This window comes from Paraburkholderia sp. A1RI-2L, assembly GCF_048957375.1.
GTDB lineage: Bacteria > Pseudomonadota > Gammaproteobacteria > Burkholderiales > Burkholderiaceae > Paraburkholderia.
Genome location: NZ_JARBTA010000005.1, coordinates 110,832 through 126,804, shown reverse-complemented (window position 1 = coordinate 126,804; position 15,973 = coordinate 110,832). Strand labels below are relative to the sequence as shown.

The window sequence follows — 15,973 nt, the reverse complement described above, 5'->3', positions numbered from 1 at the left end:
GGCCAGGGAGATCACGTCATGACACAAGCGGCTCGCCTCGCCACCGGGATCGTCAGCGTGGCGGCAGGCACGGCGCTCGCGCTCTGGTCCACGCGCGACCTGCGCCATGCGCAGCACGCGAGCGCGTCCGGCAAGCACGTGGCCGCCGCGCGCGCGTTCAGCCACGGCGCTGCGCTGCTCGCGCTGTCGACCCTCGCCGATAGCGCGATGGAGCACTATCGCGGCGGCTTCGAGAATCGCGCGATGTATCTCGCGCCGAGCGTCGCGCTCTGCTCGCTCGCGGCGGCGCTGCACGGCGGCGCGGACCCGCGCGCCGGCTCGCAGCGCCTGCGCCACGCCATCCAGATCGGCAGCGCGGCCACCGGCGCGGCGGGCACCGCGTTCCATCTCTACAACGTGACCAAGCGTCCCGGTGCACTGAGTTGGCACAACCTCTTTTACGCCGCGCCGCTGGGCGCGCCTTTCGCACTGCTGCTCTCCGGCGTGCTGGGCGCCGTCGCCGAGCCCTTGCGAGACCAGCCGGAGCACGACCCGCGGCTGTTCGGCGTGCCCGCGGGCAAGGCGCTCGCGCTGGTGGCCGGCGTGGGTCTCATCGGCACGGCAGCCGAGGCCGCGTTGCTGCATTTTCGCGGCGCATACCAGCATCCGGCGATGTACGCGCCCGTCACGATCGCCCCGTGGGCGGCGCGCTGCTGCTGCACGCCGCCCTCGCGCCGCCGAGGCACGCCGCGCGCCAGCGCGATCGCGCGCGCGTGGCTGCGCATCACGGCGGCGCTCGGCTTCGCGGGTGCGGGCTTTCACGCGCAAGGCGTGGCGCGCGCCCAGGGCGGCTGGCGCAACTGGTCGCAGAATCTTTTCGCCGGCCCGCCGCTGCCCGCGCCGCCGTCGTTCAGCGCGCTGGCGCTCGCCGGGCTCGCCGCGCTGCGCATGAGGGAGACAGAACGATGAGCCGAACCACGCGCTACCCCGGTTACGACGTGCTCGCCAAGCGCGACACGCCATCGTGGGATGCGCCTACGCGCGCCGTGATCGACGCGCGTCTGGCGACGCCTCGCGCGCCGCGCTATCTCGACGCCGCGCGCTGGCAAACGCTGCTGGCGCTGTGTGCGTGCATCATCCCGCAGCACGGCGAAGGTGGCGGCGAAGGATGCGAACCGCACGAGGGCCCGGCGCCGGCCGTGCCGGTGGCCGCGCTGCTCGACGGCAAGCTGCTTGCGGATCGCCGCGACGGCTTTCGCGACGCGCGCCTGCCGCCGTTGCGCGAGGCGTGGGACACGGGACTCGCCGCGCTCGACGCCGAAAGCGAAGCCGCGTTGGGCGAACCCTTTCACCGCCTCGGCTGCGCCGACCGCCTTGCGCTGATCGCCCACATGCAGCACGGCGAACTGCGTTGCGCAGCGTGGCATGGCATGCCTTGCGGCGTGTTCTTCGCCAAGCGCGTACTGCACGATCTGAGCGCCGCGTACTGGTCGCATCCGGCGGCCTGGAGCGAACTCGGCTTCGGCGGGCCGGCGAATCCGCGCGGCTACGTGCGTCTCTATTTCAATCGGCGCGACCCGTGGGAGGCGGTCGAACTGCACGAGGCCGAACAGGACGACACAGCCGGCAACGCCGACGAGGCCAGCAAGGCCCATGCACGCGCAGCCGTGCGCCGGGAGAACCAGCGTGTGCGCTGACGTGCGCACTGTCGCTGACGCGCGCGCAGCGCCGCGCGGCAGGCACGGCCGGGCGCCGGATGTGTTCCGGCGCGGCGGCTGGCTGCCGATGCGCGAGTACGCGCCCGACGACATGGTGGATTTCGCGATCGTCGGCACCGGCGCGGGCGGGGCCACGCTCGCAGGCAGGCTTGCCGAGGCCGGCTTTCGCGTCGTGGCATTCGACGCGGGCGCGTGGTGGCGTCCGCTCGAGGAGTTCGCCTCCGACGAAACCGATCAGACCAAGCTCTACTGGACCGACGAGCGCATCTGCGACGGCGAGAATCCGCTGCAGCTCGGCAGCAACAACAGCGGCAAGGCGGTGGGCGGCAGCACGGTGCACTTCGCGATGGTGTCGCTGCGCTTTCGGCCCGAGTGGTTCCAGGCGCGCACGCGGCTCGGCTACGGCGCCGACTGGCCGCTCGACTGGCGCGAGATGTGGCGCTATTACACCGAAGTCGAGCGGGCGCTGGGCATCGCGGGGCCGGTGCGCTATCCGTGGGGCCCGAAACGGCCGCGCTACCCGTACCGCGCGCACGAAATCAATGCGGCGGGCCTCGTGCTCGCGCGCGGCTGCGAGGCGCTCGGGATTGGCTGGTCGCCCACCCCGCTCGCCACGCTCTCCGCGCCGCGCGGCGACGCGCACCAGTGCGTCTATCGCGGCTTTTGCGTCACGGGCTGCTCGACCAACGCAAAACAAAGCGCGCTGGTCACGTGGATTCCGCGCGCCGTGCGCGCGGGCGCCGAGATCCGCGACCTCGCGATGGTGGGCCGCATCGAAACCAACGCGCAGGGTCGTGCGAGCGGCGTGCATTTTCATCGCGAAGGACGCTGGCAGTTCCAGCGCGCGCGCAATGTGGTGGTGGCCGGCTACGCCATCGAAACGCCGCGCCTGTTGCTGCTCTCCGCGAATGCGCGCTATCCCGACGGACTCGCGAACAGCACCGGGCTCGTCGGCAAGAACCTGATGGTGCAGACCAACCAGGCCGCCTGGGGCACGATGGACGAAGAGATCCGCTGGTACAAGGGGCCGCCCTCGCTCGCGCTGACCGAGCACTGGAATTACGAGGACAAGGGCAAGGATTTTCACGGCGGCTACTGCTACATGAGCCAGGGGCCGCTGCCGCTCGTGTGGGCGGCGACGCAAACGAGCCGTGGCCTGTGGGGCGGCGCGCTGATGGACGAGATGCGCCGCTACAACCATCAGGCCGGGCTGAAGATGGTGGGCGAAACGATGCCGCAGGAACGCAACCGCGTCACGCTCGCCGACGAGAAAGATGCACTCGGCCTGCCCATCGCGCGCGTGACGTGGTCGATGTGCGAGAACGACCGGCGTCTCGTGCGCCATGCGCTCGACCACATGAGCCGCGCGCTCGACGCGGCGGGCGCGCACGACATCTGGACTCAGGACGACGACACCTGCCACCTGAACGGCACCGCGCGCATGGGCAGCGACGCCCGCACGAGCGTCGTGAACGCCGATTGCCGGAGCTGGGACATTCCGAATCTGTGGATCTGCGATGGGTCCGTGTTTCCTACCGTGGGCGGCGTGAATCCGTCGCTCACGATTCAGGCGGTGGCCTGCCGCACGGCCGATCGCATCGGTGTGCTGGCGGCGCGCGGAGAGTTGTGAGCAATGGGCCGTGCCCCGCGAACCGCGATGCGAGGCACGCAGGCACGCCTCATGCCTCAATACAGGTGTTTCTCACAGGAGGACCATCATGCCACTTAGCAAGGGAAAAACACGCGAATCCATCTCGAAGAACGTCAAGACGGAAATGAAGCACGGCAAATCGCAGAAGCAGGCGGTGGCCATCGCCTTGAATCAAGCCCGCAAATCGGGCGCCAAGATTCCGAAGAAGCATTCGAAATAGCGTCGCGCGGTCCACATCAGCATTGCGCGAAGAGGAGCGGCGGCTGAGAGCGCGGTCCGGCAGGTGATGATCCGGGCAACGGGCCGCCGATCCTCTACAACGCAACGAAATTTCAATGCCTCACGGAGAACTTGCAACGCTTGCCTGGCATGCTTGCCTCGTACACCTGGCTGGCATGCTTGCCTGGCAAACTTACTTGGCCGCCGTTGTACTCACCCCCACTTTCTGCGCAAGCGACTGCGCCATGCGGTAGTGCTCCTCGATGGTCGGCAGCGCCTTGCGCGCGGCCTTTTTCAGGTCGTCGTTCTGGCCATCGGCAATTTCCTTCTGGAACGCCTGCACCGCTTCCTTGTGGCCTTGCAGCCCCAGCTTCTGCGCATAGGCCTGGTCGAAAGCCGTGTCCTTGAGCGGGCGCAGCGCATCGAGCACCGAGGTATCCGAATTCTTCACGGGCACCGTGACGCCATGCGGCGCCGCGATCTTCAATTGCGCCGCGAGCTTGGTGTGATCGAACGCCATATGCCGCGCGAACGCGCGCACGTCCTTGTTCTCGGTGTTATGCATGGCTAGCTTGGCCGCATCGATTTCGGTGGACGACGACATCGACGCCGCCTGCACGAACGCACGGTCAGCCGAAGGCAATGGATTGGCCGCGGTGGTCGAGGCAGCTTCGGTCTGCTGCGCCTGAACGCACAACGGCGTGCCGCACGCCAGGGCGCCGGCGATGACTGCAAGGGCGAATTTCATAGGCTGACTCCGGTTGGGCGCGCCGCCGCGCCGGCCAGGGCCGGCAGCGGCACGCGGGACATGACGGTACGAATGTGTAATCGAGGCGCATGGAACACCCCGCGGGAAGACCCCAGCGGCGCCGTGCCGCCCACCCACTCCGTCACGCAACCGGCATGCCAGTACTCGCGCATCCGCGCGCCGCATCGGGCACGCGCTCTGCGCTCGTGGCAAGGCCGTTCAGCACCGCTCAGGAGAACCGCCCATGCCTCTCGCACAGCCGGCCCTGCCATTGGAGCAGCCGTGAGTCCGGCCTGGCGGCTTCGCGGCACGTGGGCGCGCGCATGGGCGGCGGCCGCCGGCGCGCTCGGCTGCGCCACGGCGGCCAACGCCTGCCGCGCGGCCACGCCGCTTGCGTACTTTCTGCATAGCGCAGGGCCGGCTTCAGCGCCTGTGAAGCTGCTGGGCTGGGGGCTCGCGGCACTGTGCGTGGTCGTCTGCGTGGCGATCGCCGTGCTGCTGGCGATGGCGCTGCGCGCCACTCGCTCGTCGTGGGACGCGTCGCGGGCGCCAGACGAAGCCCTTACGGCGGAACAGCAAGCGACGGCACAAACGGCAGAACGCAAAGCGGAGCGAACCGCAAACCGCTTCGTGGCCATCGGCACCGCCGTTTCGACGGTGCTCCTGCTTGGCGCGCTCGTGGGCATGCTGCGGGTGCTGGCCATGGTCGCGGACCCGCCGCGCGCGAGCGCGCTCACCGTGCATGTCACGGCCTACGACTGGTGGTGGAAAGTGACTTATACGACGTCCTCCGGCGCCGCTTTTGCAACGGCCAACGAGATTCATATTCCCACCGGCGCGCCGGTGCGCGTCGACCTCGAAAGCGCCGATGTCGTCCACGCGTTCTGGGTGCCGGCCCTCGCCGGCAAGACCCAGGCGATCCCGGGGCAGATCAACCGGCAATGGATCGAAGCGGACCGGCCCGGCGTCTGGCGCGGCCAGTGCACGCAGTTCTGCGGGCCGCAGCATGCGCACATGGCGCTCGAAGTCGTGGCGCAAACGCCCGACGCCTTCGAGCAGTGGACCCGCGCCCAGGCGCAGCCCGCCGCCGCGCCCTCCAATCCCGCCGCGCAGCGCGGCACCGGGGTGTTCGCGCAGCACTGCGCGGCCTGCCACGCCGTGCGCGGCACCGAAGCCACCGGCGCGCAAGGCCCCGACCTCACGCATCTCGCGTCGCGCCGGCTGATCGCCGCGGGCGCGCTCGCCAATACCGCCGCGAACCGGCTCGACTGGATCGCCCATGCGCAGCAGATCAAGCCCGGCTCGCTGATGCCCTCCATCGCCCTCACGCCCGCCGAGGCCAGCGACCTGGGCGCCTGGCTCGACACGCTCCGTTGACAGCGCCCGCACCATGAACCTTCCTTCGGCATCCTCTACATCAGGCCGCGCCACAGTGCCTTCCCGCCCGCGCGCGGCGCGCTTCTCGCGCGTGCCCGAAACCGGCACCGCGCCGCTCGACGAGCCCACCTTACGCCGCCTCGAAGCCATCTGGGAGACGCGCCCCGGCTGGCGCGGCTGGTTTTCGACGGTCGATCACAAGACCATCGGCCTGCGCTACCTCGTCACCGCTTTCGTGTTCCTGCTGCTGGGCGGCGCAGAGGCGCTCGTCATGCGCGCGCAGCTCGCGCAGCCCAACGAAACGCTGCTCACGCCGCAGCAATACGACCAGCTCTTCACGATGCATGGCGTGACGATGATCTTTCTCTATGCGCTGCCCGTGCTGAGCGGCTTTTCCAACTATCTGTGGCCGCTCGTGCTCGGCTCGCGCGACATGGCGTTTCCGCGCCTGAACGCGCTTTCTTACTGGATTTTTCTGGGCGCGGGCATGCTGCTCTATGCGAGCTTTCCGCGCGGCCAGGGCGCCAACGCGGGCTGGTTCAACTACGTGCCGCTCTCCTCGGCCGCCTACGATCCCGGGCCGAACATCGACGTCTACGCGCTCGGCATGGTGCTGCTCGGCATTTCCACGACGGTGGGCGCGGCCAACTTCGTCATCACGTTCTTGCGCATGCGCGCCAGCGGCATGTCGATCGCGCGGCTGCCGATCCTCGTCTGGGGCACCTTCACGGCGTCGTGCGCCAATCTTCTCGCGGTGCCCTCCGTGAGCCTCGCCTTCTTCATGCTCTGGCTCGACCGCAACGCGGGCACGCACTTCTTCGACACCAGCGCCGACGGCCGCCCGCTGCTCTGGCAGCATCTGTTCTGGATCTTCGCGCATCCGTGGGTCTACGTGGTCGTGCTGCCGGCCATGGGCATCGTCTCCGAAGCACTGCCAACTTTCTGCCGGCGGCCGATCGCGGCCTACGCCGCCGTCGCGCTCTCGACCGTGGCGACCATGCTGGTGGGCTTCGAGGTCTGGCTGCACCACATGTTCGCGACCGGCCTGCCGCCGCTCGCGCTCGCGTTCTTCGGCGCGGCGAGCATGCTGATCTCGGTGCCGAGCGCGATTGCGGTGTTCGCGTGGATCGCCACCATCTGGACCGGCAAGCCCGTGTTCAAAACGCCGTTTCTCTACTTCGCGGGCTTCGTGCTGATGTTCACCGTGGGCGGCGTCTCGGGGGTGATGACGGCCGCCGTGCCGCTCGACTGGCAGCTCACCGACACCTATTTCGTGGTCGCGCACCTGCACTACGTGCTGCTCGGCATCAACGTGTTTCCGGTGCTGGGCGGGCTCGTCTACTGGTTCCCGAAATTCACGGGACGGCTGATGCACGAGCGCTTCGGGCAATGGACGTTCCGGGTGCTGTTCGTGGGCTTCAACCTCGGCTTCTTTCCGATGCACATCTCGGGACTGCTCGGCATGCCGCGCCGCGTCTACACCTATCCCGAGGGCATGGGCTGGGACACCGCGAACCTCGTGACCACCATCGGCGCGTTCGTGTTCGCCATCGGCATTGTCATGTTCATCGGCAACGCGCTCGCGAGCATGAAGCGCGGCGAGCGCGCCGGGCCGAATCCGTGGCGCGCGGCGGGCCTCGAATGGTCCACCTCGTCTCCGCCGCCGCCGTACAACTTCGCGGTCCTGCCGAGCGTGCGCTCGCGCGATCCGCTGTGGGCAAGCGACGCGCACCTCGCGCGCCCCGGCTATCTGCTGCATCGCGGCCGCGAGGCGCTCGGCATCACGCCGCTGGGCGGCGAGCCCGACGTCATCCTGAAGATGCCCGACGATGCGTATTCGCCCTTCGTGCTCGGTGTGGCCGCAACGTTTCTGTTCGTCGGGCTGCTGCTGCATTCGGCGGTGCTCACGGGGCTCGCCGCGCTCGCCTGCGCCGCCGCGCTGCTCGCTTGGCTGTGGCCGCGCAAGGAGCTCGGCCAGCGCGAACCTTTCGTACCTCAACCGGCACCTCAGCCCGCGCCGCCCGCCGGGAATCCCGATCTCGACCCGGAAACGCCCGGCAGCGACGACGAAAGCCTCGCGCTGCCCGTGGGCAGCGCCGGCGAGCATGCGGGCGGATGGTGGGGCGTGCTCACGCTCGTGGTCACGGAAGCGGCGCTGTTCGGCTATCTGATCTTCTCCTACCTCTATCTCGCCTCGCAGAGCGCGCAGCCCTGGCCGCCCGAAGGCCTGCCCAAGCTCGGTGTGAGCGGCCTGAACACCGCGATTCTGCTCGCGAGCAGCGGGTTCGTCTGGCTCGCCGGCGCATGCGTGCGGCGCGCGCGCACGCGCCCCGCGTTCTGGTCGATGGCGGTGGCCGTCGCGCTCGGCTGCGCATTCGTGGGCATCCAGTTTTCGGAATGGCACGAGCGGCCCTACGGGATCGCATCGCACCTCTATGGTTCGCTCTACTTCACGATCACGGGCTTTCACATGGCTCACGTGATGGCCGGCGTGGTCATGCTGCTCTGGCTCGCCATCTGGATCGCGCGCGGCTATTTCGATGGCCGCCGCGACGCCGCGCTCAACATCGGCGGCCTCTACTGGCACTTCGTCGATGTCGTGTGGCTCTTCATTTTCAGCGTGCTTTATCTCTCGCCCTACTGGTTCAGGAGCCGATGATGGAATCCGCCGCCGCATCCGGACGCGCCGCGCCGGCGCGCTTGCTGCACGTCGCCGCCTGGTATGGTCTGCTCGGCGTGCCGTTCGTCTGGATGGGGCATGTGCTGCTGTGCATGAGCCTCGTGGCAACGGCCTGCGTGGGCGGCGTCACGCAGCACAACGCCTTGCCGTGGAGCATCGTGCACGGGCTGCTGGCGCTGGCGTCGTTCGCCGCGTTCGTGCTCGCGCTGGCCGGCGTGATCGGGGCGCGCCGCGCCAGGCGCAGCGCGCTCGCGCTGCGCGGCCCGCAGCGCAATACGCTGCACTTCGTGGCCTGGTGCGGCGAGGCCGTTTCCATCGCCTTCACCATCGGCCTCGTGTTCACGATATCGGTGCTCGTGGCGTTGCCGCTGCAGCACCTGTGCGAATCATGGCGATGAACCTGCTTGCCGCGCTGCTGTGCGCCACGGCGCTATGCTCCGCCTGCCACCAGGGGGGCAGCGAGGCGAACGATGCGCGCAAGCCGCCGCCGGACCCGGCGCAGATCGCGCGCGGCAAGCAGCTCGCGCAGGCCGGCGATTGCGCCTCGTGCCACGATTCCGCACAACACCAGCCGTTCGCGGGCGGCCTGGCTATCTCTTCGCCTTTCGGCCCGATCTACGCGAGCAACATCACCCCCGATCCCGTGCATGGCATCGGGCGCTACACCCCGGCGCAATTCGCAGCGGCGCTGCAACGAGGCGTCGCGCCGGACGGCAAGCGGCTCTATCCCGCCATGCCCTATCCCTCGTTCGCTGCGCTCGCCCCGCGCGACGTGGACGCGCTCTACCAGTACTTCATGTACGGCGTCGCCCCGGTGCCGAACGAAGTGCAGGCGACGCGTCTGCCGTTCCCGTTCAACCAGCGCTGGGTGCTGTTGTTCTGGCGCCTCGCGTTCTCGCGCCACCGCCGCTACGAGGCGCAGCCGGGGCAAACGGCGCAATGGAACCGCGGCGCATGGCTCGTGCAGGGGCTCGGCCACTGCGGCGCATGCCACACGCCGCGCGGCCCCGCCTACAACGAGATGGGCTACGACGAACGCAGCCCGCTCTATCTCACCGGCGGCGTGACCGACAACTGGTTCGCGCCGAACCTCACGGGCGACCCGGGCAGCGGCCTTGGGCGCTGGAGCGCAGACGACATCGCCGCGTTCCTGCGCAATGGTCACAACGCGCGCGCGTACGCATTCGGCGCGATGGCGCCCGTGGTGGGCGCGAGCACGCAATACCTGAGCGACGACGATCTGCACGCCATCGCGATCTATCTGAAATCGCTGCCCGCCCGTGCGCGCAGCGGCGCTTATGACGACACCGTGGCGGCGCGCGACGCGACCCGTCAGGTGCTGCAAGACGGCGTGCCCGAGCGGCCCGGCGCGGGCGTCTACCTTGCGTACTGCGCGAAATGCCATGGCGCCGATGGACGCGGCAAGCCCGACAAGGCGCCGCCGCTAGCAGGCGGCACGCTCACGCTGGCGGCGAATCCCACCAGCGCGCTGCGCCTCGTGATCGAAGGCAGCGAGAGCCCCCGGACCGCCGGCGGCGGCGCGCCGCTCAAAATGCCCGGCTTCCGCGCGAAATTGACCGACGGCGAAATCGCCGAGGTCTTGAGCTTCGTGCGCGGCGCGTGGGGCAACAACGCCGCGCCGGTTGCGCCCGCCGAGGCGACGCGCCTGCGCGAAGCGATTCGGCAATAGCGGCTGGCGCGTGCGCCGGTCTCGCGCAGTGCGGCGGGCGGCGCGCGCCCTTCATGCGCGGCACGCCGCCCGGCCCCGGAGGCGAGCGCGGCTAGTCGCCGCTGCTGCCGTTGCTGCCGTTGCTGCCGTTGCTGCCGTTGCTGCCGTTGCTGCCAGTATTGCCGTTGCTGCCGCTGTTGCCCGGCATGCCGGCAGGGGGGGTACGCGTATCGCCCATATCAGCCGCATTGCCGGAATGGCTCGACCCGCTCATACCCGCCGGCCGCTTAACGTGCTTCTTCGAATGCGTCCGGTGGGCGTTCGGGTTCATGGAACTCGATGAACTGGTGACCGCAGGAGCCTGCTCGACACCCTGCGTGTTTGGCGGATAGACGCCGGTCGACTGGCCGCCGGCCGACCCTTCGACGCCGCCGCCCGCACCCGCGGCGCCGCGCGCGCCCGCACTACCGCCCGCACTACCGCCCGCGCCTGCACCTGCGCCGCCGCCTGCGGTCTGCGCGAGCGTAGCGCCGGACGCGGCCAGAATGGCGCTCAGTACAGCTGAAATGACCAATCGATGTCGCATCATGATTTGTGCTCCTTATCAACGTGGATGAGAAAAACGTGTCCGGCACGGGAGAAGCCGGGCATCCCACGTCTTCTTTCCCGCACGCGGTGTGCCTCCGCGTGCGCATGCGCATCGACGCTTCGGCGCGCACGATCCATGCAGACGGCACGGCCTTTGCGCGCCGGCCATCATGGCGCCCGCGCGCTCGCGCTACCCGGAGATGCATCGATGAATCCCATGCCGATGGTGCTCACCTGGCCCGATTTCGCCGGCCGGATTGCCGTCGCCGTCGTCGCGGGCGCGCTGATCGGGTGGAATCGCGGCGAGTCCGGCAACGCCGCCGGCCTGCGCACGACCTTGCTCGTGTGCATCGCGGCCTGTCTCGCGATGCTTCAGGTGAACGTGCTCCTGCTCCAGCACGGCAAGGCCCACGACTCCTTCGTCGTGCTCGACCTGATGCGGCTGCCGCTCGGGATTCTTTCCGGGGTGGGCTTCATCGGCGCGGGCTCGATTCTGCACAAGGACGGCCTCGTGCAAGGCGTCACCACGGCGGCCACGATGTGGTACGTCACGATGATCGGTTTGTGCGCGGGCGGCGGCCAGTACGTGCTCGCGCTGGCGGGCACCGTGCTCGGCATGATCGTTCTGCAGACCCTCCAGCGGGTGGAGCGCCGCTTGCCGCGCGGGCGCCGCGCTCACGTCACGCTAGGCCACGATGCCGGCGACGATCCGCGCCAACGGCTCGAAGAAACGCTGCGCGGCCGCCGCTGTCTCGTGGTGCCGCTGGGCGTGGCGCGCGAAGCGGGCGAAGGTGTCCCGCACGGACGCCTCAACGCGTCATTTGAAGTGCGCTGGCAAGCCAGCCCCAACGACGAGGCCGTCGAAAACGCGCTCTCGGAACTCGTCGCGCGCCTGCACGATGAATCGTCGTGGTCCATCGAGCGTTGATGGGAAGCGCTTTGTTCACTGCGCTTTGTTCACTGCGCTTTGTTCACTGCGCTTTGTTCACTGCGCTTTGTTCACTGCGTTTTTCCGGCCACGGGTGCGCCCGACACATGAAGCAATTACGCGTAATGCCTGAAATGGGGCACGTGACGGCTTGCACGCCCGGTGCCCTCGATGAACTCAGTGCACTCAGTGCTTCTTCCCCGGCATCACCGAAGCCACCACCTGCCGCGCGGTATTCGCGATCACGCTGCCCTCGGCGGGGTCGCCCTCCATCAGCGCGCGCGCGAAGTGGCGCGCCTGCTCCATCGTCACGTGCGGCGGCAGCGGCGGCACCTCCGGATCGGTCTTCACTTCGATCACCACGGGACGCTGCGCGGACAGCGCCTGCTCCCACGCCTCGCCCAGGCGGGCGGGATCGTCGACGTAGATGCCCGTGAGCCCCAGCAACTCCGCAAAGCGGTGATAAGGCACGTTCGGGATGTCCTGCGAAGCCTCGAATTTGGGATCCCCCATCATGACGCGCTGCTCCCACGTGACCTGGTTCAGGTCCTCGTTGTTGAACACCGCGCAGATCCAGCGCGGATCGGCCCACTCGTGCCAGTACTTCGACACGGTGATGAGCTCCGCCATATTGTTCATCTGCATCGCGCCGTCGCCCACCAGCGCGATCACGGGCCGCTGCGGATGGGCGAGCTTGGCGGCGATCGCATACGGCACGGCCGCGCCCATCGACGCCAGGCCGCCCGAGAGCGAGCACATCATGCCGCGGCGGATCTTGAGGTCGCGCGCGTACCAGTTCGCGCACGAGCCGGAGTCGCTCGTGACGATCGCGCCATCGGGCAAGCGCTGCGATAGCTCGGTCACCACGCGCTGCGGGTTGACCCGGCCGCCCGTTTTTGCCAGCGCGCGTTCGTCGAGCACGCGCTGCCAGCGCTCGACCGCGTGCACGATGCGATCGCGCCAGCTCTGCGCGTTCTTCTGTTCGAGCCGCGGCAGCAGCGCGCGCAAGGTGGCCGCGCTATCGCCCACGAGACTCACTTCCATCGGGTAGCGCACGCTCAACATGCCGGCGTCGATGTCGATCTGCACGGCGCGCGCGTCGCCTTCCTTCGGCAGGAACTCGGAATACGGAAAGCCCGAGCCGATCATCAGCAACGTGTCGCAGGCCGACATCATCTCGTCGGTGGGCCGGGTGCCGAGCAGGCCGATCGAGCCCGTGACCCACGGCAGGTCGTCGGGCAGCGCGGCCTTGCCGAGCAGTGCCTTGGCCACGCCCGCATGCAGGCGCTCGGCCACGGCGATCACTTCGTCGGTGGCGTCGAGCGCGCCCGCGCCCACCAGTATCGCCACCCGATGCCCGGCGTTGAGCACCGCGGCCGCGCGCTCGAGGTCCGCCTCGCGCGGCACCACCTCGGGCGCCGCGTAGCCCACGCCCGAGTGTGCGGTGCCGTGCTTGCGCGGGGGCGACTCGTAGTCGAGTTCCTGCAGGTCGTTGGGCAGCACGATGGCCGTGACCGTGCGGCGCGACAGCGCGATGCGCACCGCGCGGTCCACCACGTGGCGCACTTGTGCCGGCACGCTCGCCTGCTGCACGTAGGCGCCGGCCACGTCCTTGAACATCGAGACCAGATCGAGCTCCTGCTGGTAATGCGCGCCGAGCGCCGCGCGCGCCTGCTGGCCCACGATGGCGAGCACCGGCATGTGGTCGAGCCGCGCGTCGTAGAGCCCGGTGAGCAGATGCGACGCGCCCGGCCCGGAGGTGGCGATGCACACGCCCAGCTCGCCCGTGAATTTCGCGTGCGCGCTCGCCATGAACGCCGCCATTTCCTCGTGGCGCGCCTGCACGAAGCCGATCTTGTCCCCGGCGCGCCGCAGCGCGCCGAACACGCCATTGATGCCGTCGCCTGGATAGCCGAAGATGCGCCGCACGCCCCACTCGTGCAGACGCTCGACGATGAAGTCGCTGACCGTGGTCGTCGCCATTTCTGCTTCTCCCGATAGATGTCCGAACAATGGTCGTCGCGCAAGCAGCGGGCCTGGCACGGTGTTGCCGTCTCGCCGCGGCGCGCCCGCGCTCACGCGCTCACGCCGCCACCGACTCCGCCTGCGCCGCGCGCGACCAGATGCGGTGCTGGCCTGCCGCGTCGATGAACGCCCGCAGCACATTGGCCACGTCGGCAGCGTCGCCGTGCGCCACCCCATCGGCGGGATCGGGCAGTTGCGCCGCGCTCAGCACGAGCCGCCCCGCGTCCGCCGCGCCAATCGCCTTCAGGTGCTTGAACGCCTCGCTCACGAAGTGACGAGCGTCGCCCGATTGCGCGAGCGTCTGCGCGGCCTGTTCGCCGCCGGGCAAGAACACCGCATCGAACATCACCGAGGGCATGCCCGCGATCGTCGCGTCGGGCACGAGGCCGTCGATCGCTTCGAACGTGGGTGCCACCAGCAAGGCCTGCGCGCCGGCCTTCGACAACGCCTCGCGCAACTGCCGGATCATCGCGCCGTCGCCGCCCGGCGCGCTCAGCAACGCGATCTTGCGCGTCGCGATGCCGGGCTTCACGCGGTTGAGCAGGCTGAGCGCCGGCGAAGCAGGCGGCTGCGGCCTGCCCGCGCTGTTGCCTGCGCTGTTGCCTGCGCTGCTGCCTGCGCTGTTGCCTGCGCTGCTGCCTGCGCTGTTGCCTGCGCTGCTGCCTGCGCTATTGCCAGGCTTGCTGCCGGCCCTGGGCGCGGCCATCCCGAGCGCGCTCGCCACGCGCGCGGCGAGATCGGCGTCGATGTTCGCGAGAATCTCGTTGACGGTGCGCTCGCGTATCTCCGGCTTCGTGACCTTGCCCAGCTCGAACGCGTAGGCGGCCACGATATGCGCCTGCTCGGGCTCGGACATGCTCCGGTAGAACATCGTGGCCTGCGAGAAGTGATCGGCGAACGAGTCGCTGCGCACGCGGATTTTCGCGCCCTCCATGCGCTCCTGGTAGCTTTCGAAGCCGCCGGCATCTGGAGGCGTCTCTTTCGGCCAGCCCTCGCTCACCGAATTGGGCTCATACGACGCCTGGCCGACCGCGATCGTCTGCCGGTGCATGGCGTCGCGCTGATTGTTGTGGAACGGGCAGACCGGCCGGTTGATCGGAAGCTCGTGAAAATTGGGTCCGCCCAGACGGCTGATCTGCGTGTCGGTATAGGAAAACAAACGCCCCTGCAACAGCGGGTCGTTCGTGAAATCGATGCCCGGCACGATATGGCCCGGATGGAACGCCACCTGCTCGGTCTCGGCGAAAAAGTTGTCGGGATTGCGGTTGAGCGTCATCTTGCCGATGAGCTTCACGGGCACCTGCTCCTCGGGCACGAGCTTGGTGGGGTCGAGCAGATCGAAGCCGAAGGCGTGCTCGTCCGCTTCTTCTATCACCTGCACGCCCAGCTCGAACTCGGGGAAATCGCCGCGCTCGATCGCCTCCCACAAATCGCGCCGATGAAAATCGGGGTCCCTGCCGGCGATCTTCTGCGCCTCGTCCCAGACCAGCGAGTACGACCCCAGCACGGGACGCCAGTGCCATTTGATGAAGCGCACCTTGCCCGCCTGGTTGACGAGCCTGAAGGTGTGCACGCCGAAGCCCTCCATGGTGCGCAGGCTGCGTGGAATCGCGCGGTCCGACATCGCCCAGATGACCATGTGCGCGCTTTCCGGAACGAGCGAGACGAAGTCCCAGAAGGTGTCGTGCGCGGTCGCGCCGGTGGGCATTTCGTCGGGCGCTTCGGGCTTCACGGCGTGCACGAAGTCGGGAAACTTGACCGCATCCTGAATGAAGAAGACCGGCATGTTATTGCCCACCAGGTCGAAGTTGCCTTCCTCCGTGTAGAACTTGGTGGCAAAACCGCGCACGTCGCGCACGGTGTCCGCCGAGCCGCGCGGCCCTTGCACCGTCGAAAAGCGCACGTAGACCGGGGTGATTTTGGCCGGGTCCTGGAGAAATGCGGCGCGCGTGAGCTCGGCCTGCGATTCGTAGACCTGAAAGACGCCATGCGCCGCCGAACCGCGCGCGTGCACGATGCGCTCGGGAATGCGCTCGTGATCGAAGTGCGTGATCTTCTCGCGCATGATGAAGTCTTCGAGCAGCGAGGGGCCGCGCGGGCCCGCGCGCAAGGTGTTCTGGTTATCGGCAATCTTCACGCCCTGGTTCGTGCGCAGCGCCTCGCCCTGGGCGCGCGAGCGAAACGCGTCGAGCTGCCGCGACTTCGCGTCGGCCGGCGCAGGCTGGCGGCGAGATGGTTTGCGATGTGGCATCGAATGCTCCTCGTGAGTGGACCTGTGTGCCTCGCAAGCCGTGTACCGCTGTTGCGCAAGCCCGGGCAAGCTCGTTGCTTACCTCACTGGACCGGCGCGCGGCGCCACGCCGCGGGCCGCGTCATTTCCCGGACCGCTGC

13 protein-coding genes are annotated in these 15,973 nt (G+C 68.8%); 9 read left to right on the top strand and 4 right to left on the bottom strand.

Annotation, left to right across the window (positions count from 1 at the left end; genetic code table 11):
- Positions 1-18: 18 nt before the first annotated feature.
- From PWP93_RS33320 to PWP93_RS33305, 4 genes are all read left to right on the top strand, one after another.
- Positions 19-948 (top strand): hypothetical protein, encoded by a 930-nt coding sequence (locus PWP93_RS33320; protein WP_421047829.1) that lies wholly within the window; start codon positions 19-21, stop codon positions 946-948.
- Complete coding sequence (locus tag PWP93_RS33315) at positions 945-1,676, top strand: gluconate 2-dehydrogenase subunit 3 family protein (protein ID WP_421047828.1); 732 nt, start codon at positions 945-947, stop codon at positions 1,674-1,676. The genes PWP93_RS33320 and PWP93_RS33315 overlap by 4 nt, the downstream gene beginning before the upstream one ends.
- Positions 1,666-3,327 (top strand): GMC family oxidoreductase, encoded by a 1,662-nt coding sequence (locus tag PWP93_RS33310; RefSeq protein ID WP_421047827.1) that lies wholly within the window; start codon positions 1,666-1,668, stop codon positions 3,325-3,327. Before PWP93_RS33315 ends, PWP93_RS33310 begins: the two co-directional genes overlap by 11 nt.
- A gap of 88 nt (positions 3,328-3,415) precedes the next feature.
- Positions 3,416-3,568 carry a DUF6496 domain-containing protein gene (locus tag PWP93_RS33305; protein ID WP_421047826.1) on the top strand — a complete coding sequence of 51 codons (153 nt, stop codon included), beginning with the start codon at positions 3,416-3,418 and terminating at the stop codon, positions 3,566-3,568.
- Between the two features lie 192 nt (positions 3,569-3,760).
- Here the strand turns inward: PWP93_RS33305 and PWP93_RS33300 are convergent, their stop codons facing one another.
- Entirely contained in the window at positions 3,761-4,315 is a 555-nt protein-coding gene (locus tag PWP93_RS33300; protein WP_421025772.1) for a DUF4142 domain-containing protein, read from the bottom strand.
- A 171-nt stretch (positions 4,316-4,486) separates the two neighbouring features.
- Here PWP93_RS33300 and coxB point away from each other — a divergent pair, with 171 nt between their 5' ends.
- Genes coxB through PWP93_RS33280 form a run of 4 tightly spaced genes read left to right on the top strand, consistent with a single transcriptional unit; the run spans position 4,487 to position 10,062 of the window.
- Positions 4,487-5,692 carry a cytochrome c oxidase subunit II gene (gene coxB, locus PWP93_RS33295; RefSeq protein WP_421048075.1) on the top strand — a complete coding sequence of 402 codons (1,206 nt, stop codon included), beginning with the start codon at positions 4,487-4,489 and terminating at the stop codon, positions 5,690-5,692.
- Positions 5,693-5,705: 13 nt separating this feature from the next.
- Positions 5,706-8,351, top strand: coding sequence for a cytochrome c oxidase subunit I (ctaD, locus tag PWP93_RS33290; protein WP_421047825.1), 2,646 nt, complete (start codon positions 5,706-5,708; stop codon positions 8,349-8,351).
- Complete coding sequence (locus PWP93_RS33285) at positions 8,348-8,770, top strand: hypothetical protein (protein WP_421042725.1); 423 nt, start codon at positions 8,348-8,350, stop codon at positions 8,768-8,770. The genes ctaD and PWP93_RS33285 overlap by 4 nt, the downstream gene beginning before the upstream one ends.
- Complete coding sequence (locus tag PWP93_RS33280) at positions 8,761-10,062, top strand: c-type cytochrome (protein ID WP_421047824.1); 1,302 nt, start codon at positions 8,761-8,763, stop codon at positions 10,060-10,062. The genes PWP93_RS33285 and PWP93_RS33280 overlap by 10 nt, the downstream gene beginning before the upstream one ends.
- Positions 10,063-10,153: 91 nt before the next feature.
- Here PWP93_RS33280 and PWP93_RS33275 read toward each other — a convergent pair whose 3' ends face one another.
- Complete coding sequence (locus tag PWP93_RS33275; protein ID WP_421047823.1) at positions 10,154-10,630, bottom strand: hypothetical protein; 477 nt, start codon at positions 10,628-10,630, stop codon at positions 10,154-10,156.
- 207 nt (positions 10,631-10,837) lie between these two features.
- Here PWP93_RS33275 and PWP93_RS33270 point away from each other — a divergent pair, with 207 nt between their 5' ends.
- Positions 10,838-11,557: an MgtC/SapB family protein gene (locus PWP93_RS33270; protein WP_421047822.1), complete on the top strand. Its 720-nt coding sequence runs from the start codon at positions 10,838-10,840 to the stop codon at positions 11,555-11,557.
- Between the two features lie 186 nt (positions 11,558-11,743).
- Here PWP93_RS33270 and PWP93_RS33265 read toward each other — a convergent pair whose 3' ends face one another.
- Positions 11,744-13,540: a thiamine pyrophosphate-requiring protein gene (locus PWP93_RS33265; protein WP_421047821.1), complete on the bottom strand. Its 1,797-nt coding sequence runs from the start codon at positions 13,538-13,540 to the stop codon at positions 11,744-11,746.
- 100 nt (positions 13,541-13,640) lie between these two features.
- The gene (locus PWP93_RS33260) at positions 13,641-15,833 is read right to left on the bottom strand and encodes a catalase (RefSeq protein WP_421047820.1); all 2,193 of its coding nucleotides are present in this window, start codon (positions 15,831-15,833) and stop codon (positions 13,641-13,643) included.
- Between the last annotated feature and the right edge of the window lie 140 nt (positions 15,834-15,973).

What these genes read in the sequence shown, in the direction of transcription:
- PWP93_RS33320 (WP_421047829.1), top strand. Translation starts at nt 19, where the DNA reads ATGACACAAGCGGCTCGCCTCGCCACCGGGATCGTCAGCGTGGCGGCA.
- PWP93_RS33315 (WP_421047828.1), top strand. Translation starts at nt 945, where the DNA reads ATGAGCCGAACCACGCGCTACCCCGGTTACGACGTGCTCGCCAAGCGC.
- PWP93_RS33305 (WP_421047826.1), top strand. Translation starts at nt 3,416, where the DNA reads ATGCCACTTAGCAAGGGAAAAACACGCGAATCCATCTCGAAGAACGTC.
- PWP93_RS33300 (WP_421025772.1), bottom strand. Translation starts at nt 4,315, where the DNA reads ATGAAATTCGCCCTTGCAGTCATCGCCGGCGCCCTGGCGTGCGGCACG.
- ctaD (WP_421047825.1), top strand. Translation starts at nt 5,706, where the DNA reads ATGAACCTTCCTTCGGCATCCTCTACATCAGGCCGCGCCACAGTGCCT.
- PWP93_RS33285 (WP_421042725.1), top strand. Translation starts at nt 8,348, where the DNA reads ATGATGGAATCCGCCGCCGCATCCGGACGCGCCGCGCCGGCGCGCTTG.
- PWP93_RS33280 (WP_421047824.1), top strand. Translation starts at nt 8,761, where the DNA reads ATGGCGATGAACCTGCTTGCCGCGCTGCTGTGCGCCACGGCGCTATGC.
- PWP93_RS33275 (WP_421047823.1), bottom strand. Translation starts at nt 10,630, where the DNA reads ATGATGCGACATCGATTGGTCATTTCAGCTGTACTGAGCGCCATTCTG.
- PWP93_RS33270 (WP_421047822.1), top strand. Translation starts at nt 10,838, where the DNA reads ATGAATCCCATGCCGATGGTGCTCACCTGGCCCGATTTCGCCGGCCGG.
- PWP93_RS33265 (WP_421047821.1), bottom strand. Translation starts at nt 13,540, where the DNA reads ATGGCGACGACCACGGTCAGCGACTTCATCGTCGAGCGTCTGCACGAG.
- PWP93_RS33260 (WP_421047820.1), bottom strand. Translation starts at nt 15,833, where the DNA reads ATGCCACATCGCAAACCATCTCGCCGCCAGCCTGCGCCGGCCGACGCG.